At 52.5% G+C, this 21468-nt stretch carries 17 protein-coding genes; 6 read left to right on the forward strand and 11 right to left on the reverse strand.

What is annotated here, in order from left to right; all coding sequences use genetic code 11:
* Nucleotides 1–365 precede the first annotated feature (365 nt).
* The 4 genes from metG to FOA19_RS02970 all read right to left on the reverse strand — a co-directional run bounded on the left by metG (nt 366) and on the right by FOA19_RS02970 (nt 4737).
* Nucleotides 366–2411 (reverse strand): methionine--tRNA ligase, encoded by a 2046-nt coding sequence (gene metG, locus FOA19_RS02955; protein ID WP_149089295.1) that lies wholly within the window; start codon nt 2409–2411, stop codon nt 366–368.
* Nucleotides 2412–3175: 764 nt separating this feature from the next.
* Nucleotides 3176–3475, reverse strand: coding sequence for a hypothetical protein (locus FOA19_RS02960; RefSeq protein WP_149089296.1), 300 nt, complete (start codon nt 3473–3475; stop codon nt 3176–3178).
* Nucleotides 3476–3543: 68 nt separating this feature from the next.
* Entirely contained in the window at nt 3544–3849 is a 306-nt protein-coding gene (locus tag FOA19_RS02965; RefSeq protein ID WP_149089297.1) for a hypothetical protein, read from the reverse strand.
* Nucleotides 3850–3912: 63 nt separating this feature from the next.
* The gene (locus FOA19_RS02970) at nt 3913–4737 is read right to left on the reverse strand and encodes a DUF3050 domain-containing protein (RefSeq protein ID WP_149089298.1); all 825 of its coding nucleotides are present in this window, start codon (nt 4735–4737) and stop codon (nt 3913–3915) included.
* A 564-nt stretch (nt 4738–5301) separates the two neighbouring features.
* Between FOA19_RS02970 and typA the strand changes: the two genes are divergently transcribed.
* A complete protein-coding gene (gene typA / locus FOA19_RS02975; RefSeq protein WP_149089299.1) occupies nt 5302–7107 on the forward strand; it encodes a translational GTPase TypA in 1806 nt (601 codons plus the stop codon).
* 341 nt (nt 7108–7448) lie between these two features.
* Nucleotides 7449–8663, forward strand: coding sequence for an OmpA family protein (locus tag FOA19_RS02980; protein WP_149089300.1), 1215 nt, complete (start codon nt 7449–7451; stop codon nt 8661–8663).
* Nucleotides 8664–8806: 143 nt separating this feature from the next.
* Here FOA19_RS02980 and FOA19_RS02985 read toward each other — a convergent pair whose 3' ends face one another.
* Nucleotides 8807–9880: an oxidoreductase gene (locus tag FOA19_RS02985; RefSeq protein ID WP_149089301.1), complete on the reverse strand. Its 1074-nt coding sequence runs from the start codon at nt 9878–9880 to the stop codon at nt 8807–8809.
* A 394-nt stretch (nt 9881–10274) separates the two neighbouring features.
* Between FOA19_RS02985 and FOA19_RS02990 the strand changes: the two genes are divergently transcribed.
* The 3 genes from FOA19_RS02990 to FOA19_RS03000 all read left to right on the forward strand — a co-directional run bounded on the left by FOA19_RS02990 (nt 10275) and on the right by FOA19_RS03000 (nt 12113).
* Entirely contained in the window at nt 10275–10466 is a 192-nt protein-coding gene (locus FOA19_RS02990) for a cold-shock protein (RefSeq protein ID WP_062542753.1), read from the forward strand.
* A gap of 273 nt (nt 10467–10739) precedes the next feature.
* Nucleotides 10740–11642 carry a polysaccharide deacetylase family protein gene (locus tag FOA19_RS02995; RefSeq protein ID WP_223808708.1) on the forward strand — a complete coding sequence of 301 codons (903 nt, stop codon included), beginning with the start codon at nt 10740–10742 and terminating at the stop codon, nt 11640–11642.
* Nucleotides 11643–11660: 18 nt separating this feature from the next.
* Complete coding sequence (locus FOA19_RS03000) at nt 11661–12113, forward strand: hypothetical protein (protein WP_149089302.1); 453 nt, start codon at nt 11661–11663, stop codon at nt 12111–12113.
* Nucleotides 12114–12244: 131 nt separating this feature from the next.
* Here FOA19_RS03000 and FOA19_RS03005 read toward each other — a convergent pair whose 3' ends face one another.
* Nucleotides 12245–13414: a trans-sulfuration enzyme family protein gene (locus tag FOA19_RS03005; protein WP_149089303.1), complete on the reverse strand. Its 1170-nt coding sequence runs from the start codon at nt 13412–13414 to the stop codon at nt 12245–12247.
* Between the two features lie 364 nt (nt 13415–13778).
* Nucleotides 13779–14201 carry an OsmC family protein gene (locus FOA19_RS03010; protein WP_149089304.1) on the reverse strand — a complete coding sequence of 141 codons (423 nt, stop codon included), beginning with the start codon at nt 14199–14201 and terminating at the stop codon, nt 13779–13781.
* A 56-nt stretch (nt 14202–14257) separates the two neighbouring features.
* On the opposite strand from FOA19_RS03010, the gene metX reads away from it, so the two are divergent.
* On the forward strand, nt 14258–15313 hold the full coding sequence (gene metX, locus FOA19_RS03015; protein WP_149089305.1) for a homoserine O-acetyltransferase MetX: 1056 nt from the start codon (nt 14258–14260) through the stop codon (nt 15311–15313).
* A gap of 78 nt (nt 15314–15391) precedes the next feature.
* On the opposite strand, the gene FOA19_RS23715 is transcribed toward metX, so the two are convergent.
* The 4 genes from FOA19_RS23715 to cobA form a co-directional block, all read right to left on the reverse strand.
* Nucleotides 15392–16888 carry a TSUP family transporter gene (locus FOA19_RS23715; RefSeq protein WP_149089306.1) on the reverse strand — a complete coding sequence of 499 codons (1497 nt, stop codon included), beginning with the start codon at nt 16886–16888 and terminating at the stop codon, nt 15392–15394.
* A 191-nt stretch (nt 16889–17079) separates the two neighbouring features.
* Nucleotides 17080–18759 carry an assimilatory sulfite reductase (NADPH) hemoprotein subunit gene (cysI, locus tag FOA19_RS03025; protein WP_149089307.1) on the reverse strand — a complete coding sequence of 560 codons (1680 nt, stop codon included), beginning with the start codon at nt 18757–18759 and terminating at the stop codon, nt 17080–17082.
* Between the two features lie 159 nt (nt 18760–18918).
* Entirely contained in the window at nt 18919–20625 is a 1707-nt protein-coding gene (locus FOA19_RS03030; RefSeq protein ID WP_149089308.1) for a diflavin oxidoreductase, read from the reverse strand.
* Between the two features lie 9 nt (nt 20626–20634).
* Complete coding sequence (cobA, locus tag FOA19_RS03035; protein WP_149089309.1) at nt 20635–21456, reverse strand: uroporphyrinogen-III C-methyltransferase; 822 nt, start codon at nt 21454–21456, stop codon at nt 20635–20637.
* Nucleotides 21457–21468: the final 12 nt, after the last annotated feature.

The following is a 21468-nucleotide window of genomic DNA, read 5'->3' on the forward strand; positions in this document are numbered from 1 at the left end:
CACGCAGGAGCGGTAGCGCGGTCTTTCACCTTCGGCCATTTGGAGTCTTATCCTCTGCTTTTAGCAAGCGACGGTGTACCTCCAGTTTATTGTGGATGAGCAGGGCATCCTAAATGACTTTGGGAGGCTGGTTCAGAGAGCTTTGAGTTCAACCAAAAGGCCTCTTTCCTACATGGTATCTAACTATGCTGAAAAGGAGCCTTTTGACTCAAGAGACATCGTTCCCATCATTTTCAGATGAGAGTATTCAACTGACTCCTCAATAAAAACGCCTCGCCTGTAGAACCGGCGAGGCGTTTGATCTTATTTACGCTTTAGGCCTGATTTATTGAAAACAGCCTTAGAACGTGTATCCAAAAAACTTATTAGCTCACGCCACCGCCATTTACTACCGGTTTGGAAGGCTGCATGAAGGCCAAAGACCCATCGGCGTTCTCGGCCATCAGGAGCATGCCTTGGCTCACGATGCCTTTGATCTCACGGGGCGCTAGGTTCACCAGCACACTCACTTGCTGCCCGATGATTTCCTCAGGGTTGAAGTGCTCGGCAATGCCGCTCACGATGGTGCGCTGGTCAATGCCGGTGTCTACTTTCAGTTTCAGGAGTTTCTTGGTTTTGGCTACTTTCTCGGCCTCCAAAATGGTACCGATGCGGATATCTATTTTGGAAAAATCATCGAAGTTGATGTCTTCTTTGGCCGGGGCAGCCACGGCATTCGCCAGCTCATTTTCCTTTTTGGTGTTGAGCAGTTTCTGCACCTGCGCCTCAATCACGGCATCCTCAATCTTCTCAAACAGCAGTGCGGCTTCGCCGATGGTGTGGCCTGCCGGGATCAAATCAGGGGAGCCTGCCTGGTCCCATTTGCCCGGCGTGTAGTTAAGCATAGCGCCCAGTTTATTGGCCGTTTCAGGTAAAAACGGTTCAGACAGAATGGTGAGGCTCGCCGAGATCTGCAGCGCAATGTTCATGATCGTTTCCACGCGGCCGGCATCGGTCTTGATCAGTTTCCAAGGCTCGGTGTCTGCCAGGTATTTGTTGCCCAAACGGGCCAGGTTCATCAATTCGCCCAGCGCCTCTTTGAATCGGTACTGCTCCAGGGAAGCGGCAATCTTCTCGGGGAAATCGGCGAGTTGGGCCAATACCTCCTCGTCAAAAGAGGTTAATTCGCCGCGTTGCGGCACGGCGCCGTTGTAGTATTTATTGGTGAGAACCACCACCCGGTTAATGAAATTCCCGAAGATGGCCAGCAGTTCGTTGTTGTTGCGGGCCTGGTAGTCTTTCCAGGTGAAGTCGTTGTCCTTTGTCTCGGGGGCGTTGGCGCAGAGTACGTAGCGCAGCACATCGGCTTTGCCGGGCAGTTCCTGCATGTACTCGTGGAGCCAAACGGCCCAGTTGCGGGAAGTGGAAATCTTGTTGCCTTCCAGGTTCAGGAACTCGTTCGCGGGCACGTTGTCGGGCAGCACGTAATCGCCGTGGGCCTTGAGCATGGCCGGGAAGATGATGCAGTGAAACACGATGTTGTCCTTGCCAATGAAGTGCACCAGTTTGGAGCCCTGGTCTTTCCAGTAGGTTTCCCAGTCTGGCGTCAGGTCTTTGGTAGCGGAAATGTACCCGATGGGCGCATCGAACCACACGTAGAGCACTTTGCCTTTGGCACCTTCCACCGGCACGGGCACGCCCCAGTCCAGGTCACGGGTGACGGCGCGAGGCTGCAGCCCTTGGTCGATCCAGCTTTTGCATTGGCCGTAGACGTTCGTTTTCCAGTCGGTTTTGTGTCCGTCCACAATCCACTCGCGCAGCCAGGCCTCGTACTGGTCCAGCGGCAGGTACCAGTGTTTGGTCTCGCGCAGCACTGGCGGCTCTCCGCTCAGGGTGCTTTTGGGATTGATCAAATCCGTAGCGTTCAGGGACGTTCCGCAGCTTTCACACTGGTCGCCGTAGGCGTTCTCGTTTCCGCACTTGGGGCAAGTTCCCACAATGTAGCGGTCGGCCAGGAACTGCTGGGCCTTCTCATCGAAGTACTGCTGCGTGGTCTGCTCAATGAATTTGCCTTCGTCATACAGTTTGCGGAAGAACCCAGAGGCGATCTCGGCGTGCGTCTTGGACGAGGTGCGGGAATAGATATCGAAGGAGATGTTGAAATCGGCGAAGGATTTTTTGATCAGTTCATGGTACTTGTCTACAGCCTGTTGGGGCGTGATGCCTTCTTTCTTCGCCCGAATGGTAATGGGAACGCCGTGCTCATCAGAACCGCACACGAACTTCACGTCGCGCCCGCGCGAGCGTAGGTAACGGGCATAGATATCAGCGGGGATGTACACGCCCGCCAGGTGCCCAATGTGCACGGGGCCGTTGGCGTAGGGAAGCGCTGCGGTAAGGGTATATCGTTGTGGGTAGGTAGTCTCTGCCATAGTCTTTCTTTGAAGAGGCAAATATAGCGAATTTGCAGGGAGGTTTTTTTGCGGTTCTTTGGTCTGGAAGCAGCCTCTCCCCTGTTTTTTGGTTCAAGTTTGCGACTTGGACTTATCATGGTCTGCAGGTTGCATCTGCAGTGAGGCGGCAGCCTCAAAGGCACTCTGGAGGTAGTTGCTTCCTATTTCCTACTTACCAACCCTCTAGTTGCAGCCGCGGCCTGCGGGCGTTTGTCACTTTTCTCCTTGATGAGAAAAGTAACCAAAAGAATCAAGAAGAAAAGAAACTCGCTGACGCTCAGACAGTCTTTTCTTCATTCTTCGTGGCACCCCGCTGCAGTCCTCTGTTGCATAGCACACGTAGGCCATTACTGCTTGAGCTGTTAAAGCGTGCGGCAAGCCGTGCCTCGGCCTTATAGAGACCTTCACCCCGACCTGCCGCAGGTGCTTATTTCCATGCTCTAGTGCTGTTTCCTTTCCTTTATCCATGGTTCAAGTCTGCGACTTGGACCCATAATGATCGGCAGTTTGCAACTGCCGTGAGGCGAGAGCCTCAGGTAAAGTTTGCAGATAGCAGTAGATTGGAAAACGGCATTTCAACTGCTTCGTTTATGTTTGCGGGATTCCCCTCCTGGGAGGGGTTGGGGTGGGTTCGGACCTAAGCAAGATGCTGGTTAACTACTAAAAAAAACGCCACGACTTCTGGGGAAGTCGCGGCGTTTTTGGGTTGTTTTCAGGGAAATAGCCTAAAAACGGCTCTTATGCTAATTGCCGGTGGTGGTGCCTACCGTGGGTGGCATGGCGGGGCGCCGGATGGTGTCTGGCGCTACGGGTTGCCGGCCGGGTAGTATCTTCTGGCTCCTAACGGCCGGGGTTTGGTTGCCGGGCGAGTTAGAGTTGCGGTCTTCAATGTTCTTCTTCTGGTTCACCTGGCTGGCCTGGTTGTTTAGGTCGCGCGGGGTGGGCGTAGTCCGGTAGGTACGCTGCTGCCCGGCGGTTTCCAGCGGTGGACTTTCCCTGGATGAGGTACAGCCTACCACCATGGTACCCCAAAAGAGGCACATTCCCAATCCAGACGTTTTACGTCCTATTTTTCCAAAACTCCTCCAAAACGTCTGCATCTTCCTGGGGCTTAACGGGCGTTGCTTTGGCTTAAATCCTCATCCTCCAGTTCCTGAATAGCCTTGTAGCCGACAGGGGTCAACCGCAGGCCCGCTGGGTCTGGCGTGGCGTAACCCTGGTTCCGCAAATGTTCCTCGGCCCGCTTCTGTACATCCTGGTAGTGAAGTTTTTCATCTTCCTGGTGCAGGAAAGGGTAAATCTCCGCCCATTCTAACACTTCTTCGGCCTGGGTGCCTTTCACTTTGAAGGCCTTTAAAATAAGGTAGCCGGTATTCTCAATATTCTCGCTGTTGGAGCTCAGGTTCTCTAAATCCATAGTCTTGTGTGTTAAGGTCTGTGCTTTACAGTACGTCAACCCACACGCAAAGGATTTGACCGCTTAGTAGCGTGGCAGGTTGGCCAGAATACCGTCCCACAGGTGCAGGCGCATCTTCTGGCAGGCCACGGCTTCCTGAAGGCACTCTTGCCATTTGTGCTCGTCCTGGCCGCACAGTTCAGCCACCATGCGCATGGCCAGCGGGGAGTGTACCTCATCGTCTAGTTGGATGTGGCGGTCCATGTAGTATTGGAACGTGTCCAGGGTACCAGGGTAGCGGCGGTTCAGGTCTCCCACAAGGCAACGGAACATATCCGGGATCACGTCTTCGCGCCCGAAGGTGAAGGCCGCCGCAATGCGGTGTACCTGGCCGCTGTTGATGATCTGGAACGTATGCGCCACGAAGTCATGGGTGTGGCCCGGCACCGGCAGGTTCTCCAATTGCGCGAACACTGATTTTCCCTGGTGCAGTCCGGCCATGAACTCATGGATCAGGCGGACATCGGCGCCGCACTCTTCCATGGCCCGCACATACAGCTCAAAATGGCTGATGGGGTTTCCGGCGGGGTCAATGTCGGTTTCTTCCTCCAGCACAATCTCGTTGATGAGTCTGCGGTTGGCGGGGCTTCCGTGCGGCGTCCAGGGCACATCTACACAGGTAAGGTGGCGCTGCAGGCTTTTGAGCAGGCTCATGAAATCCCAAACGGCAAAGATGTGGTGCTCCATGAACACCCGCAGGTCGGTGAGGTCATAGATGGACTCATAGAGCGGATGCTGCATCAGCGCCTCGCGGTGCGGGCGGAGTGCCTGCTGCAGCCAGCTTATCTTTTCCTGATAATAAGGAGAAAGGTTAGATAAGGATTCGGATTTCTCTAAAGTTACGGGCATAGTATGGGGGTATAGAATTAGGTATAGACAGACCGCGGATTTTCCGGTCCCGGCCCCCAAACATCTCCTCTTCTGCAGACTGCTATCCTGGAGGGTAAAGGTACGTTTGGAACCGGTGATTACGCAAAAAACGCACGTTCGTTTTAATATTATTTTCTCTGAATTAATACAAAAACCACTTACCCTAAACGGGTATATTTTCATGGCTCAGGGCCAAAGAAGTACTAAGATCCGAAAAGAGGAAAAAACCGCACCTGCCCGCTTCTCTACACATTTCTTGGCCATTCTTTTGGCGGAGGAGAGCGCTTGTACCTGAGATGATAAACTCAGGTTTGATTGGCTGGTTTGGGTGAACTGATTATACGTAAATATAAGACTTGACGGGGTATAAATCTACCGTACTTCTACTAGGATTGGTGGCAGATATAGGAACTTAGTGGTGCAAGGTGCTGTTCTCCCCCACAAGCTAACACCTGTAACTGGTTGGGCGAAAGGCCTTTTTCATAAAAAGTATAGAAAAGCCTGAGAAAAACCCTACCTTTGCGGGCTGAAAATAACCTCTGAATGCAAAGTATCCGCAACATCGCGATTATTGCCCACGTGGACCACGGTAAGACCACGCTGGTAGACAAAATCATCCACGCCTCAAAGATATTTGACGCGCACCAACAGTTCGACGACCTGATCCTGGACAACAATGACCTGGAGCGGGAGCGCGGCATCACCATCGTTTCCAAAAACGTATCGGTGCGTTACAAAGATGTGAAAATCAACATCATTGATACGCCTGGTCACGCCGACTTTGGAGGTGAGGTTGAGCGCGTTTTGAAAATGGCCGACGGCGTATTGCTGCTGGTAGATGCCTTTGAAGGCCCTATGCCACAGACCCGTTTCGTGCTAGGAAAAGCTATCTCTCTGGGCTTGAAGCCGATTGTGGTAGTAAACAAAGTAGACAAAGAGAACTGCCGTCCGGACGAAGTACACGAAATGGTATTCGACCTGATGTTCAACCTGGACGCCACCGAAGACCAGCTGGACTTTGTGACGTTGTACGGTTCCAGCAAGCACGGCTGGATGAGCACCGACTGGCAGAAACCAACTGATAACATCATTCCTCTTCTGGAGGCCATCATTGACGTAATCCCTCCGGCTCCTTCAGAAGAAGGTACGCCGCAGATGCAGATTACTTCTTTGGATTACTCTTCTTTCGTGGGCCGTATCGCCATTGGTCGCGTGAAGCGCGGAACTTTGAGAGAAGGCGCCAACATGAGCCTTTGCAAGCGCGACGGTTCTATCAAGAAAGTAAAGATCAAAGAACTTCAGGTTTTTGAAGGCTTGGGCAAAGTGAAAGTGGAAGAGGTATCTGCCGGCGAGATCTGCGCCGTGACCGGTATTGAAGGCTTTGACATTGGCGATACTCTGGCTGATTTTGAGAACCCGGAGCCATTGGAGCGCATCTCTATTGATGAGCCTACCATGAACATGCTCTTCACCATCAACAACTCTCCTTTCTTCGGGAAAGAGGGTAAGTTTGTAACCTCCCGTCACCTGCGTGACCGTCTGTACAAAGAGACTGAGAAAAATCTGGCTCTGCGCGTAGACGAGACCGACAAAGAAGACACTTTCCTGGTGTACGGACGCGGTATCCTTCACTTGTCTGTACTCATTGAGACCATGCGCCGCGAAGGCTATGAGTTACAGGTAGGTCAGCCACAGGTAATCTTCAAAGAAGAGAACGGCCAGAAAATGGAGCCAATGGAGCACCTGGTTGTGGACGTTCCTGAGGAATCTGCCGGTAAAGTGATTGAATTGGTAACCCAGCGTAAAGGTGACCTCCTGATCATGGAACCGAAAGGCGACTTGCAACACTTAGAGTTCAACATTCCGGCCCGTGGTTTGATTGGTCTGCGTAACAACGTCTTGACCGCTACTGCCGGTGAAGCCATCATGAACCACCGTTTCATCAGCTACGAGCCGTTCAAAGGTCCCATCCCAGGTCGTATCAACGGTTCTTTGATTGCCATGGAGAATGGCCCAGGTACCGCTTACTCTATTGACAAACTGCAAGACCGCGGTGTGTTCTTCGTGGAGCCCGGCGAGGATGTGTACATGGGCATGGTAATCGGCGAGCACTCTCGTCAGAATGACCTGACCGTGAACATCCAGAAAGGAAAGCAGCTGACCAACATGCGTGCTTCTGGTTCTGACAACAACGTGAAGATTGTTCCTAAGAAACAATTCTCACTGGAAGAAGCCATGGAATACATCCAGAAAGATGAATTGCTGGAAGTAACGCCTAAGAGCATCAGAATGCGTAAAATTTACCTGGACGAGAACGAGCGCAAGCGCTTCGGAAACTCCCAAGGATAAGAAGTATCCATATCCCTTTCAAAAGCCTTACTGCTCCCTGCAGTAAGGCTTTTTTTGTGGCAGTTTTCCAAAAACAGGCCTAAAACAAGAAGTTCAGCAAAGGATGGTAGGTGCAAACCTTTCAGCGTGCCTCCTGTTTCTTTTCTCCCATCGTTAAGGCCACTTTCCGCCTCGCCTCGATGGTAAGCAAGCAGAATTTATTTTGAGGATGGGTTAAGGGCGTAGGGGTTGGTTTAGGGTTCCCTGTCTATATAAGCGGCCAGGGTTGAACAAATGATTGTATTCCCCTAAGGCCAGCTTCTCTTCCAGATTTATACCCTAACCCTTCATTCTCTTCTATTATGAATAAAAGACTTTCTTTGCTTGGCGGGGCGTTGGCCCTCTCCCTTCTTGTGCTTCCGGCACATGCCCAGTTCAACATCGGTGACAAACTCAAAAGTAAAGTCAACGAGAAGATAGATGCCAAACTAAACAAAACGGCAGACCAGGTCACCAGCGGTAAAAAAGCATCTAGTGGGGCGGCAAAAGAAAGCGAAGAAGCCGCTACTGAAGAAACTGCGGCGGAGGGCACCTCGGCGGCTCCTGAGGCCAAGGCAAAAGTCTGGACCAAGTATGACTTTGTGCCCGGTGACAAAGTGCTTTTCGCCGACAACCTGAAGGGCGAGGAAAACGGCGAGTTCCCTTCGCGCTGGGACCTGAAAAACGGAAACGCCGAGGTGGCTTCCTTTGGCGGCACCGATGTCATTCACCTGGTAAGCAACGGCACCGCCATCAGTCCCCTGATGAAGACCGAGAACTACCTGCCCGAAACGTTTACCGTGGAGATGGACGTCTACTTTGACTCAGACAACCCCAACATGGCGTATGAAATCTACTTCCTGAGTGACCTGAACAAGTACAACGAGGCGACCCACGGCATGTTCTGGGATCCCATCGTTATTTCGCCGGAAGGAGTGCATTTTAAGAATTTCGGCTCCAATTCTGCCGAGTTGCAGGCTACCGGCACCAAAAGCCAGTGGCGCCACGTGTCCATCGCTTTCAACAAACGCAGCATGAAAGTGTATCTGGATCAGCACCGCCTCATCAACATCCCCAACACCACCGGTAAACCAGTCAACCTGAAGATAAAGTCTGACCGGCGAATTGAGGGCAATGCCATGGTGAAAAACGTGTTCATCGCCGAGGGCGGCAAGAAACTCTATGACCAGGTGCTGGCCACCGGTAAGATTGTCACCTACGGCGTGAAGTTTGACACGAACAAAGCCGTGATCAGGCCAGAATCTATGGGCACCCTCAACAGCATTGTTAAACTCATGCAGGAGCAACCTTCCCTTAATTTCAGCGTAGATGGCCACACTGACAGTGACGGAGACGATGCCTCTAACCTGAAACTGAGCCAGCAACGGGCCGAGGCCGTAAAGACTTACCTCGTGAGCCAAGGCATCGCGGACAGCCGTCTGAAAGCCAAAGGCCAAGGCGAAAGCAAGCCGCTTGACAAAGGCACCACCGTAGAAGCCAAAGCCAACAACAGAAGAGTAGAATTTGTTAAAATTTGATTATCCTTGCCCACTACCTACAACCAACATGTTCTTTTAACCTATCATAGCCGTTTCTTTCTGTAAAGGATGAAGGAACGACTTTCCACCATAAAAAAGGCCCGCTACTAACAGCGGGCCTTTTTTATGGTGTTTTCTGAAAACTAAGCTTCAAACGGAATGGTCCGTTTTTCTTGGCTGCTCTGCATGATGAGTTCCACCACTTTGATCACGTCCCGTGCCTGTTCTGGCTTTACCGCGAGCGGCGCCTCTCCTTTGATGGCTTGGTAGACATTGTCATAGAAACTACGATAGTGGCCAAGTTCGCTTTCTACTCTGCCGGTGAAATGCAGACCTTGGAACTCGGTGTTCAGGTGGCCCCAGATGCTTTCGGGTTCTAAGCCCCAGGTAGAGGTAAGGTGGGGCAGCAATCCGTCGTTGAGGGCTTTTTCCTGCACGTCCAGGCCGTACTTCAGGAAAGAACCCTGATCGCCGTGGAGGGTGTACCTGGGGCTCAGTTCCCTAACCAGCAGTCCTGCCGATAGAGTCACTTTCAGGTTTTCATAGAACAGCGTGGCCTCAAACTTATCCACCACCGGGCTGCTGGGCCGCTGGATTCTGACATCGGCGGAGATGGCCTGCGGAAGTCCGAACAGTACCAAAGCCTGGTCAATGAGGTGGGAACCCAGGTCGAAGACGATGCCCGAGCCCGGCGCCTCTTCCTCTTTCCAGGTATTGCCCTTCAGCGCCGGCCTGAATCTATCAAAGTGGGCTTTGTACTCTACCACCTTTCCCAACACGCCGCTGGCCAGCACTTTCTGCACGGTCTTGTAATCACTGTCCCACCGGCGGTTATGGTAGACGGTAAGGATTCTGCCTTTCTGCCGGGCGAGTTGGATGAGTTCATCGGCTTCGGCGGAAGTGGGTGTGAACGGCTTTTCCACCACCACGTGCTTGCCCGCGTTTAGGGCCTGTTTTGCCAAAACATAATGCGAACTGTTGGGCGTAGCCACCACCACCAGGTCAATGGCCGGGTCATTCAAAATGTCTTCTGCCTGGCTCGTGATCTGCGCCTGCGGGTAGCGGCTGCGGGCAATCTGAATGTTTTCCTCGCGTGACTCGCGTATGCGCACCATTTCCAGCCCGTCCACCAGGTGGATGAACGGTCCGTGGAAAATGCGGCCGGCCATCCCGAAACCAATAAGCCCTACTTTGATGGTGTTCTGTGCTTCTGCCATGGAATGCTTTTCTGTTGTATTGCTAAAGGTAGTGTTCTCTCTCAAGTTGAGAGACCAGAATCCAGTCTAGTCATCTACCTCTTTTTAGAGTTCTTTCTGCTGAAAGGTATCAAAAGCTCCTCACTGATGTCAAAATTCCATAGGCTTAAGTCACGTATCCAGATCGATTTTTTATGCTGTCTATCTGATCAAGAAAACTCTTGCAAACTTAGCTTACTGATTGATTTACAGCGATAAATCTTCTGTATTGGGTAACTTTATGAAGGTACTGAGTTTGGGCTTAGGCTTGTGGTCCTGCGAACTTAAATAGTCTGGTTTCGTAAGATACTTTATCCAAAAAGCTGGAATGTAGATTTAAATTTCTACATTTGTTTATTATAACATTATCACATTAATGAAAAACGGTAAAGTAAAATTCTTTAATGATTCCAAAGGTTTTGGTTTCATCAAAGACGCAGACTCCAATGAGGAGTATTTCGTGCACGTGTCTAACCTGGTGGACGAAATCAGAGAAAATGACGAAGTAACTTTTGAGCTGAAAGAAGGCCGCAAAGGTTTGAACGCTGTAAATGTGAAACTTGCTTAAGTTTTAATATACATCAGTCCTCCAAAAGGGCCTCACCATACGTGAGGCCCTTTTTGCTTTTAGGCCTTCTCCCTTCCATAACCTCCTGCCTCAACAAAACTCTGCCGTTTATTTCTGGTCTGTTTTACAGAAAACAGAACCAAAACAGGTATAGATTACCGCTAGATTGCCTAGATTACGATTGAAATATTCTGGGTGAGCCCGGCCATTTGGTTGAGATGGTTTCCTGGCAGCTTAGAGGTTTCCCTTTACAGACATTCCCTTTAAACACCTATGCCTTTTTCTAAACCCGGAAGCCAGTTCTTCCTCACGATGGCCCTTAGCCTTAGTTTCTTCGCCTGCTCTGCCCCAGATAAAAAAACAGAGAATACCCCTGCGGCTTCGGCCACGCCCGTTGTTACCGCCGGTACCAAAACAGCACAAACCCCAGCTCCGTCTACCGATCCAACTGCTGCATCCACCGAGACTGAACCAGCCACTGCCGCTACCATCCTAGCCCGGCCGGAGGTGCCTATTCTGTGCTACCACCAGATCCGCGAGTGGAACTCCCATGACGGTAAAGTAGGCAAAGACTACATCGTGAAGCCCAATGATTTCAAAGCGCAAATGAAAATGCTAGCCGATAGCGGCTATCATACCATTTTGCCAGACCAACTGCAGGCGTACCTCACTAAAGGCACACCACTACCCAGCAAGCCTATTATGCTCACCTTTGATGACACCAAACTGGACCAGTACACCGTGGCTAAACCAGAGCTGGACAAATACGGCTTCAAAGGGGTCTTCTTCATCATGACCGTGTCCATTGGTCGGCCCAACTACATGACCAAAGAGCAAATCAAGGAGCTCTCAGATGCCGGTCACGTGATTGGCTCCCACACCTACGACCACCACAACGTGAAGAAGTACGAGGACAAAGACTGGATTACTCAGATTGAGAAACCCACAAAGCAACTGGAAGCCATCACCGGTAAGCCCATCAAGTACTTCGCTTATCCGTTTGGGTTATGGCGGCCGGAAGCCATTCCAGAACTGAAGAAACGCGGCTTTGACGCAGCGTATATTTTAGCTACCAAGCGTGATCAGCAGGACCCGCTTTACACCATCCGCCGCATCATCGCCAGCGGTTACTGGAGCACCAAAGGCCTGCACAACAGCATTGTGAGAAGTTTTTAAAGGAAAATAAGTAAATACATGAAGAGCATAAAGTTGATTTCAGCACTTTTAGTCTTTCTGGTTCTAATCAGCAAAGACGCATTTGGCCAAAGCTCTTCTTCATTTTATTTATCCCAAGAGGAAAACCAGCAATGGCTAGCAACCCTTACTCTAAAAGATAAGGACGCGAAGCTAGGAATGATAGCAGATAGGCTTCTCTTAAACGACAGGGAATCTGACTCTCTTCAAAGACAGTGTTGTTATCCATTACTGATTGTTGAGGGAATACCCCTTGAAAATACAAACCTGCTCAGTGATTCTATTGGCGTTGTGTTGTCTAATTATCTGAATAAGGAGAACGTAAAAGATGTTGCTGTTTTTGACAAGGCAGCAGAGATGATTCTCTGCACACCATCCAATGGAATTATATTGCTTACTCTAAGGGACAAAAGAACAGCTAAACAGTTCAGAAGGTTAATGGGATTGAAATAGGCTTTATTCTAATGCGCCCGGACACGAGCTGCAAGCTCGCGCCGGCGAAAAGAAGAAAGCGAATCAGGTCTATTTTCATGAAAATAGACCTGATTCGCTTTTGAATTGGTAAAAAGTCTTAGGCTATCCTTCTAGCACTTTTCCAGCGCCTGCAGAATATCGTTCAGGATATCATCGGCGTACTCCAGGCCTACGGAGATCCTGATCAAACCGGGAGTGATGCTCACGGCTTGGCGTTCTTCCTCGGTGAGTTTGGCGTGGGTGGTACTGGCCGGGTGCGAGGCGATGCTGCGGGTGTCTCCCAGGTTAGCGGTGAGTGACATCAGTTGCAGGTTATCCAGGAACTTCCGGCCGCTCTCCAAGCCGCCCTTCAGCTCGAAACAAAACAACCCACCGCCGTTTTTCATCTGCTTTTGGGCAATCTCATATTGCGGATGCGTGGGCAGAAACGGATACTTCACCCAGTTCAGTTGCGGATGGTTTTGCAGTTTGGTGGCAATAGAAAGAGCGTTAGCGGCATGACGTTCCATGCGTACATCCAGCGTCTCCAGGCTCTTGCTCAATACCCAGGCATTGAACGGCGACAAAGCAGGTCCCGAGCTGCGGCAGAACAGGTAAATGTCTTTGATCAGCTCTTTCTTGCCTACTACCACCCCGCCTAAAACGCGGCCCTGGCCGTCAATCCACTTAGTGGCGGAATGCACCACCAGATCGGCGCCGTACTGGATGGGTAATTGGTTCACCGGCGTAGCAAAGCAGTTGTCTACGTTGTAGATGAGGTTGTGCTTTTTGGTCAGCTGGCCGGCAAACTCCAGGTCAATGATGTCCAACCCCGGATTGGTGGGCGTCTCAATGTACAGCATCTTGGTGTTCGGCCGGATGGCTGCTTCCCACTCCTCGGGTTTGTCGGCAGACACGTAGCTGTACTCAATTCCGTACTTGGGCAGGAATTTGGTGATGACCGTATGCGTGCTCCCGAAAATGGAGTTACAGGCCAGCAAGTGGTCACCTGCCTTCAGCAAGGCCATAAACGAGGCGAACACAGCACTCATGCCCGAGGATGTCGCATACCCAGCCTCAGCGCCTTCCAGCGCCACCATCTTGTCTGTAAACTCCTGCACGCTGGGGTTGCTGAACCGGCTGTAGATGTTATCGTCGGTTTCATCGGCAAAGGCGGCCCGCATGTCCTCGGCATTGTCGAAGGCGAAACTGCTGGTCAGGAACATGGGCGTGGCATGCTCCATCTCATTCGTGCGCTCGGTCTGTATTCTGATGGCTTTGGTAAGCGGATGGTATTCCATGAGTTAATGTGCTAATTTGTTAATGTGCTGATGTGCTATCTGGGTTAGCAGAAGATTAAAAGGGTTACCTACCCTTGGCGAAAGCACTCGTAGGACTTTAGAAGACTACGAGGTCTCTGCAACAGGCGGTAATGCGGTTTTAAACGGCCTTCAACCCACCCCTACCCCTCCGAGGAGGGGAATATCAGCAAATGTAATCTGATTGTAAAATGGGAGAGCGCAGTGAGCCAGGAGGACGTCTTTGTTTTCAGCATCTTTTCTGCAAGACAGGTCCAAAACAAATAAGCGGAATTCCCCTCCTCGGAGGGGTAGGGGTGGGTCCACTTACCCAATTCAAGACTCAGAACTAAAGACTCAGAACTCGTTACGCAGTAACGCGCACTTCATAGGTAACCTGGGCACCGGCGCGGCGCAGGGTCTCGGCTACGGAGCAGTACTTCATGATGGAGAGTTCGCAGGCGCGCTCGGCTTTGCCTTGGTCAATGGGGCCTTGCAGTTCAAACACCACATGCACGTTCGTCCACAGGGAGGGTTCTTTGCCTTTTTCGCGCTCGCCGGAGATATCCATCTTGAAGCCAGTTACTTCCTGCCGCTGTTTTTTCAGGATCATGGCTACATCAATTCCGGCGCATCCGCCCAGCGCCATCAATAACATCTGCATGGGGCGCACCCCGAAGTTCACGCCGCCGCTCTCGGGGCTGGTATCGGTGGTGATGACGTGGCCGTTTGCGTCCCTGGCCTCGAAGCCGTAGTCGCCGCCTACGCGGTTCATCTCAATCTTTATCATTTTTATTACGGTTTTACACCTGTAGCCCTTTACTTTGTATTAGTTAAAGGTACTACATGAATTATTTTCAATATAACCAACCTTTTGAATTAGAAGGAGGGCAGACACTTCCAGAAATCACAGTTGCGTACCACACCTTTGGTAAGCTGAACGCAAATAAAAGCAATGTGGTCTGGATTTGCCATGCGCTTACCGCTAATTCCAACGTGTTGGACTGGTGGGATGGTATCGTGGGGGAAAGTAAGGTCATTGACCCTGAACAACATTTCATTGTCTGCGCCAACATTCTGGGCTCCTGCTACGGCAGCACCGGCCCCTTGAGCCTCAATCCCGAGACCGGGGCACCCTATTACAACACCTTCCCGCAGGTCACCATCCGTGACATGGTCCGGGCCCACATCCTGCTGCGCGAACACCTGGGCCTGGAGAAAATCCATATGCTGGGAGGCGGCAGCTGTGGTGGCTTCCAAGTTCTGGAATGGGCGCTAGCCGAGCCGGAGGTCGTTGATAACCTGTTCCTTTTGGCTACCGCCGCTGCTGAAAGCACCTGGAGCATAGGCATCCATACCACGCAGCGCCTCATGCTGGAAGCCGACGGTACCTGGGGAGAACCTAGCCCTACCGCGGGAAGTAAAGGCCTCAAAGCCGCTCGCGCCCTAGGCACACTCACTTACCGCAATTACCAGATCCTGGCCCAAAACCAAACCGACCCAGACCCTGAGAAACTGGACAATTACCGCGTGTCTTCGTATTTGAATTACCAGGGCGATAAGTTGGTGAACCGCTTCAATGCCTACAGCTATTGGTTCCTGACCAAGGCTCTGGACAGCCACAATCTTTCCCGCGGACGCGGCGGCCGTTTAGAGCCTGTTTTAGCAGAAATACGCCAAAAAACGTTGATTATTGGCATCAGCAGTGATATCCTGTGCCCCGTGCAGGAGCAGCAGTTCCTGGCCCGGCACCTGCCCAACGCGTCGTATGTAGAGATTGACTCCAACTACGGTCATGACGGCTTTATTATTGAAGGGCAAAAGATCTCCCAGCATTTCACGGCCTGGTACGCAGAGGTGCAGAAAGAAAACCAGGTTTCTGGTCCTATTCTCTCTGTTTAGATTCCGTATGGACTAAAAAGCGTTTGGGGGCTGTTTTCGTGAAAACAGCCCCCAAACGCTTTTATAGTTTTATTTCTTTTAGAACAGCCCTACCGCTTTCAACAGAATGCGCAGGCTCCAGATGATCACCAATGATCCTACGGCAATAAACATGGTTTTCATGGGCAGTCGGCCTGCCAGCTTGGCCGCAATGGGAGCCGCCAGCATCCCGCCAATCACTAGCCCCACAATGACTTCCAGGTGACTTAATCCCAGCATGGTGAAGAAGGTCAAGGCACTGGCGAACGTCACGAAGAACTCGGTGATACTCACCGTCCCGATCACGAAACGCGGCGTGCGGCCTTTGGCAATCAGCGTGCTGGTCACCAGAGGTCCCCAACCACCCCCCCCGAAGGAGTCCAGGAAACCCCCGGCGCCGGCCAGCACGCCGGCATATTTGATCTTCTTGCGCTCTTTGTTCTTCTTGAAGGCCGTGTAGATGATTCTGGCCCCCAGCACCAAGGTGTAGGCGGCTAAGATAGGCCGCACGTAGTTCGCGTACTCCTCCCCTACTTTGGCCAGAAGCCAGGCACCCACAATCGCACCTATTACCCCAGGCACCAACAAGACCTTGAACAGTTTCCGGTTCACATTCCCGAATTTGTAGTGGCTGAAGCCCGAGATGCCGCTGGAGAAAATCTCGGCGGTATGGATACTCCCGCTGATGGCCGGCAGGTTCACGCCCAGAGACAGCAACACGGTGGTGCTGGTCACGCCGTACCCCATGCCCAGGGCACCGTCTACCATCTGGGCTAGGAACCCCGCAAAAACCATCCAGTAGAAAATAGGCTCAATGTTCCCCACAAAGGTGGAGACCTCGTCAAAGGTGATGGCCGAGAACACAAACCGGCCCAAGATCATGAAGAAAAAGGCCAGGGCCGCGCCGGAGGCGATCTTTTTCCAGGGTCTTTCCTTGCGCTGATAAACCGGATTTGGTTTTTCGTTCACGGCCAGCACTTTGGTGATGTCGTTGAGCTGGGTTACCTTGGCGGAGAAATCCCCGGCCAGCCGGTTCCGGATGGACTGCATGTTATCCAGCACCTCGTCCAGTTCTTCAGGCACCGCCTCATTGAAGGTTTCTTTCAGGCGCTTGGCAATGGTGGGCGATTTGCCGTTGGTAGAGATAGCGATCTTTAAATTGCCTTTCCGGACGACGGAGCTGAGGTAAAAATCGCAGAGATCGGGCGTGTCGGCCACGTTTACCAGTTTGCCCTGGCGCTTGGCTTCCAGGCTGATCTCGCGGCTAGCCTCGCGGTCGTTCACGGCCACAATCACCACATCTGCGCCGGCCACATCCTCCGGGCTGAACGGTTTCAGGACGAGGGAAATAGTATTGTGCTCCTGGGCCAGTTGCAACACGGCCTCGTTGAACTGGGTAGCCACCACTTTGATGGTGGTTCTGGGCGAGTTCTGCAACAATGCGGTCAGTTTCTCCAGGCCTACATTGCCACCCCCTACCACCAACACGTGCAGATGTTCCAGTTTCAAGAAAACCGGAAACAACTCATTTTGCTCCTTTACGGTTACAGTTGTCATTGTCTGTATAAATGTCTTATAGGATGAAGGTTAGGGGCGTTTTGAAAATCTGTTTCGTCAAAAACAAAATTGCCGGGGGCCTAATCTGCGGGGGAGTGATACGAATGCGGGAAGGTTAGCGGGAGGATGGAAACCTTTTGGGCCTGATTTCTATAAAACAGGCCCAAAAGGCTTTCCTCACGGCTATGGTACTAATTCAACAGCGTACGGTAAGCGAAATCGCCGAAGCGTTCGCCCGGCAGGCGGTTCTGTTTGAAGGCCCCGAAAAGAACGTCCAGTTCCTGCAGAATGGCCGCTTCGTTCAGGTTCTCTTTGTAAAGTTTGTTCAGGCGATAGCCTTGTTCATCACCCCCCAGGTTAAGGTTGTAATGGCCCGGAGCCGTGCCCACAAACCCGATCTCAGACAGCACAGACCGGCCGCAGCCGTTGGGACAACCCGTCATCCGGATGATGATTTCCTCGTCCTGCAGTCCGTGGTTTGCTAGTACGCTGTCAATCTTGGTGATGAGTTCAGGCATATAGCGCTGAGCCTCGGCCAACGCCAAGGGGCAGGTAGGCAAGGCCACGCAGGCCATAGAGTTCTTGCGCACCGGAGAGGCGATTTCAGTGTGCGGGATTACGCTGTGTTTTACCAGAATCTGCTCAATTTCAGCTTTGTTCTCCGCGGTGATGTCGCTGAGGATCACGTTCTGGTTGCAGGTGAACCGGAAATTGGCTTTACCGGTCTGGGCTACTTCCAGGAGGGCTGATTTCAGGGAAGCGGAAGGCAGATCTGTGATGCGGCCATTTTCCACGAAGGCGGTGTAATGCCACAGGCCATTGTAGCTCTGCCCCCAACCGTAATGGTCTACGCGGGTCTCCAGCGCATACGCCCGGATAGGCTCCAACGCGAATCCGGTCCGTTTTTCTACTTCTGCCCTGAAAACGTCCAGCCCCATGTTGTCTACGGTATACTTCAGGCGGGCCAGTTTGCGGTCGGCCCGGTTCCCGAAGTCACGTTGCACGGTAAGGACCTCGTACACGGCCTTGAACAGCTTCTCGTCAGATTCCTCGGTGCTCACAAAGCCAATCTCGGTGGCCAGACGCGGATACGTTTCTGGGTTTCCGTGGGTGAATGATAAACCACCGCCCACGGCCAGGTTGAAGCCTTTCAGCTCTCCGTTCTCAATGATGGCGATGAGGCCCAAATCCTGGGCAAACACGTCTGAGTCATTGTTAGGCGGAATCACCAACCCGATCTTGAACTTGCGGGGCAGGTAGCGGTCTTGGTACAAAGGGTCTTCTTCCTCTGCCTTGTTGTAGATTTTTTCGTCGTCCAGCCACACATCATAGTAAGAGCGGGTCTTAGGCAACAGGTATTCGCTTATTCTGTCGGCGTACTGGTAGATGCGCTCGTGCAACGGAGACTCCAGCGGGTTGGCACTGGCCACCACGTTCCGGTTCACGTCGCCGCAGGCGGCTATGGAATCCAGTCCGGCTTGGTTGAAGGCTTTGATGGTGGGCTTGGTTTTGGCCTTCACAATGCCATGCAACTGCAAGGTCTGGCGCGTAGTGATCTTGATCACGCCGGTAGAGTTCTCGCCCGCGATGTTGTGCGTCGCGATGTACTGCTCCGGTTTAAGGAACCCGCCTGGAATCCGCAACCGGATCATGAAGGTATACAGACGCTCCAGTTTTTTGGCGGCGCGCTCCTCGCGGCGATCGCGGTCATCCTGCATGTACATGCCGTGGAACTTCACCAGCGCCGTGTCATCCTCGCGGATGGCTCCCGTGATCTCGTCTTTCAGGCTTTCCTTCAGCGTGCCGCGCAAGCCCTGGCTCACCTCTTTTATTTTCTCTATAGGAGACAGATTCTTTTTCTCAGTTGACATGGTAACTGGTCTTAATGATGACAGGAAGTTTCCTGTCTGGTGTGTTTGCCATTTTAGGCCTGTTTCCGGGGAAACACGCCTAAAACGTAAGTTTCTAAAAACCGCAAGTTGTAAACTTGCCTCATGGTTGCTCCAAGTTGAAAACTTGAAGCAGGGGTATTAATAGACGTCTTTCAGGTAGCGGCCTTCTTCTTTCAGCTGCTCCAGGTACACGGCGGCTTCCTCTGGGGAAGAGCCGGCGCCCAGCCCGATGATTTGCAACAGGGTATTTTCCACGTCCACGCTCATGGGTTCCTTGGCCCCGCACACGTACACGTAGGCCCCGGAAGAAAGCCACTCAAAGAAAGCGGCGGCGTTTTCCTGCATCTTGTGTTGCACGTACACTTTCTCTTGTTGGTCACGGGAGAAGGCACCGTTGAAGCGGGTCAGGATACCGGTCTCATACCAGCTCTGGATCTCGGTCTGGTACAGGAAGTCGGTGGCGAAGTGCTGGTCCCCGAAGAAAAGCCAGTTGCGCCCTTCGGCGCCGGTGGCATCGCGCTCGGCCAGGAAAGAGCGGAAAGGCGCTACTCCCGTACCGGGCCCGATCATGATCATGTCTTTGTCAGCGGCCGGCAGTTTGAACTGGCTGTTCTTGTGAATGTAGAACTCCAGCGGCTGGCCTTCTTTCTGCTCAGAAAGGTAATCTGAGCAATGACCGCACAGCAGCTCTTCGTTGATTCTGAACTCGTCTCTGGCTACCGTCACGTGGATCTCGCCAGGATGGGCTTCCAAAGACGAGGAGATAGAATACAGGCGCGGTGCGATGGGCTCCAAAATCTGCAGAACTTCTTTGAACTGCTCGGCGTCTTTTACCGGGTAAATTCTCAAAAGATCGAGTAAATCAATGCGGGTAGCGGGGATGTCCTGCTCCACCACTTCGGCGTACTTTTTCACCACGCGCTCAGGCAGGTAGGTGATGTTCACTTTGTCTTGCAGCAACTCCCGCACCGTAGACTCGCTGTTCCGGTGGGTCACTTTCTCCTCAGGGGAGATGCCCGTTACCTTCAGGATGGCGTCTACCGTGAACGGACGGTTCTTAGGGACCACGCCCAGCGCATCACCGGGTTCGTAGGCCAAATCCTCGGCCTCAATCTCAATGTGGTGCGTTGACTTGTTAGACCCTATGTCATTCAATACGATATTGGTGAGAATAGTGCCGTTGTATATTTTCTTGCCGGTTTTCTTGGCCGGAGCAGGCGCAGCAGCAGGCGCTGAGGCCGGGGAGGCGGCATTGTTCAGCGTCTCCAGAACGCTCTGGAACCAGGCGTTGGCTTCGTCCTCGTAATCTACGTCGCACTTCTGGATGGGCACCAGAGGGCTACCGCCTAGACGCTGCAGTTGCGCATCCACGTCTTCGCCGGCTTTGCAGAACAGCGGGTACGAGGTATCGCCCAGTGCCAGCACGCTGTACTTGAGCTTGGGCAGCTTTTTATCGGTTTGGTGCACGAAGTCATAGAACTTCTGCGCACCAGCCGGCGGATCTCCCTCTCCCTGCGTGCTGATGACGGTTAAGAAGTATTCTTCCTTTTCCAGGTCATTGAGGCGGTACTGGTCCAGGCTCACCACGCGTGCGTTGATGCCGCTTTTCTTGGCTTTGCCCGCCAGATCGGTGGCTACGCGCTTAGAATTACCGGTCTCGGTACCGTAGGCAATGGTTACTTTGCCTACCGCTGGTTTGGCGGCTACCGCAGCCTCAGCGGCCGGGGCAGTTACTCCAGGGGAAGCGGTAACGCCGGCCAGGTAACCGCTCATCCACAACAGTTCCTCTTTAGACGATTGCTGGACCAGATCCAGGAAGGTTTTTAATTTAGCTTCTGCTAACATGACAGATAATTATTGAAGTACCAGGCCCACCTGTTCAGTGACCGGCTTGAAGTAATATTCTCTCGTTGGGTTGTTGGTAAACCACTTGAACTCATGGTGCAGGTTCACCACTTTGCCAATGATTACCAACGAAGGGGAGACAAACGTCTTCCCGCCCAGGTTCCTTTCATACTCGTACAAACTGCTGGTTTGCACGTGCTGCAACGGCGTAGTGGCTTGTTCCACCACCGCCAAGTGTTTCTCCTCTGAGATGCCGTGGCGCGTGAGTTTCTCCACCACCTCGGCTAATCTTTCACTGGACATGTAGAACACCAGGGTGTCCTCCGTCTGGGCTAGTTCCTGCCAATAGGCATCGGTGAGTTTGCTGTAGGTGTAGAAGGTGAGAAAACGCACCGCGGTAGAATGCTGCCGGGCCGTTAAGGGAATGCCGGCGTAGGCCGCCGCTCCCAAAGCTGCGGTAATACCGGGGATGATCTCGTATTCAATCTCGTGGGCTACCAGGCTCTGGAGCTCGTCCAGCACGTTGGAGAAAATAGACACGTCGCCGCCTTTCAGGCGCAACACGTTCTTGCCCAACAGCGCGTACTCCACCAGCAGTTCGTTGATGGTGGCCTGCGGCGTGGTGCCGTGGCTGCGGCACTGCTTGCCCACGTACACGATCTCCGCCGAGGGCGAAGCATACGTGTCCAGGATCTCCTCGCTCACCAACCGGTCCACCAGAATCACTTGGGCCTGGCGCAACGCTTTCACCGTCTTCACCGTGATCAAATCAGGGTCACCGGGACCGGCGCCTGCAATGATCACTTTTCCTTTCTGTGGCGCTGCTTGCATGCTGTTGTTTGT

Origin of the sequence: Rufibacter hautae, assembly GCF_008271695.1 — a bacterium.
Taxonomy (GTDB): Bacteria; Bacteroidota; Bacteroidia; order Cytophagales; family Hymenobacteraceae; genus Nibribacter; species Nibribacter hautae.

Excerpts from the sequence above, each read along its gene's own strand:
- metG (WP_149089295.1), bottom strand. The coding sequence starts at position 2,411 with ATGGCAGAGACTACCTACCCACAACGATATACCCTTACCGCAGCGCTT.
- FOA19_RS02960 (WP_149089296.1), bottom strand. The coding sequence starts at position 3,475 with ATGTGCCTCTTTTGGGGTACCATGGTGGTAGGCTGTACCTCATCCAGG.
- FOA19_RS02965 (WP_149089297.1), bottom strand. The coding sequence starts at position 3,849 with ATGGATTTAGAGAACCTGAGCTCCAACAGCGAGAATATTGAGAATACC.
- FOA19_RS02970 (WP_149089298.1), bottom strand. The coding sequence starts at position 4,737 with ATGCCCGTAACTTTAGAGAAATCCGAATCCTTATCTAACCTTTCTCCT.
- typA (WP_149089299.1), top strand. The coding sequence starts at position 5,302 with ATGCAAAGTATCCGCAACATCGCGATTATTGCCCACGTGGACCACGGT.
- FOA19_RS02980 (WP_149089300.1), top strand. The coding sequence starts at position 7,449 with ATGAATAAAAGACTTTCTTTGCTTGGCGGGGCGTTGGCCCTCTCCCTT.
- FOA19_RS02985 (WP_149089301.1), bottom strand. The coding sequence starts at position 9,880 with ATGGCAGAAGCACAGAACACCATCAAAGTAGGGCTTATTGGTTTCGGG.
- FOA19_RS02990 (WP_062542753.1), top strand. The coding sequence starts at position 10,275 with ATGAAAAACGGTAAAGTAAAATTCTTTAATGATTCCAAAGGTTTTGGT.
- FOA19_RS02995 (WP_223808708.1), top strand. The coding sequence starts at position 10,740 with ATGCCTTTTTCTAAACCCGGAAGCCAGTTCTTCCTCACGATGGCCCTT.
- FOA19_RS03000 (WP_149089302.1), top strand. The coding sequence starts at position 11,661 with ATGAAGAGCATAAAGTTGATTTCAGCACTTTTAGTCTTTCTGGTTCTA.
- FOA19_RS03005 (WP_149089303.1), bottom strand. The coding sequence starts at position 13,414 with ATGGAATACCATCCGCTTACCAAAGCCATCAGAATACAGACCGAGCGC.
- FOA19_RS03010 (WP_149089304.1), bottom strand. The coding sequence starts at position 14,201 with ATGATAAAGATTGAGATGAACCGCGTAGGCGGCGACTACGGCTTCGAG.
- metX (WP_149089305.1), top strand. The coding sequence starts at position 14,258 with ATGAATTATTTTCAATATAACCAACCTTTTGAATTAGAAGGAGGGCAG.
- FOA19_RS23715 (WP_149089306.1), bottom strand. The coding sequence starts at position 16,888 with ATGACAACTGTAACCGTAAAGGAGCAAAATGAGTTGTTTCCGGTTTTC.
- cysI (WP_149089307.1), bottom strand. The coding sequence starts at position 18,759 with ATGTCAACTGAGAAAAAGAATCTGTCTCCTATAGAGAAAATAAAAGAG.
- FOA19_RS03030 (WP_149089308.1), bottom strand. The coding sequence starts at position 20,625 with ATGTTAGCAGAAGCTAAATTAAAAACCTTCCTGGATCTGGTCCAGCAA.
- cobA (WP_149089309.1), bottom strand. The coding sequence starts at position 21,456 with ATGCAAGCAGCGCCACAGAAAGGAAAAGTGATCATTGCAGGCGCCGGT.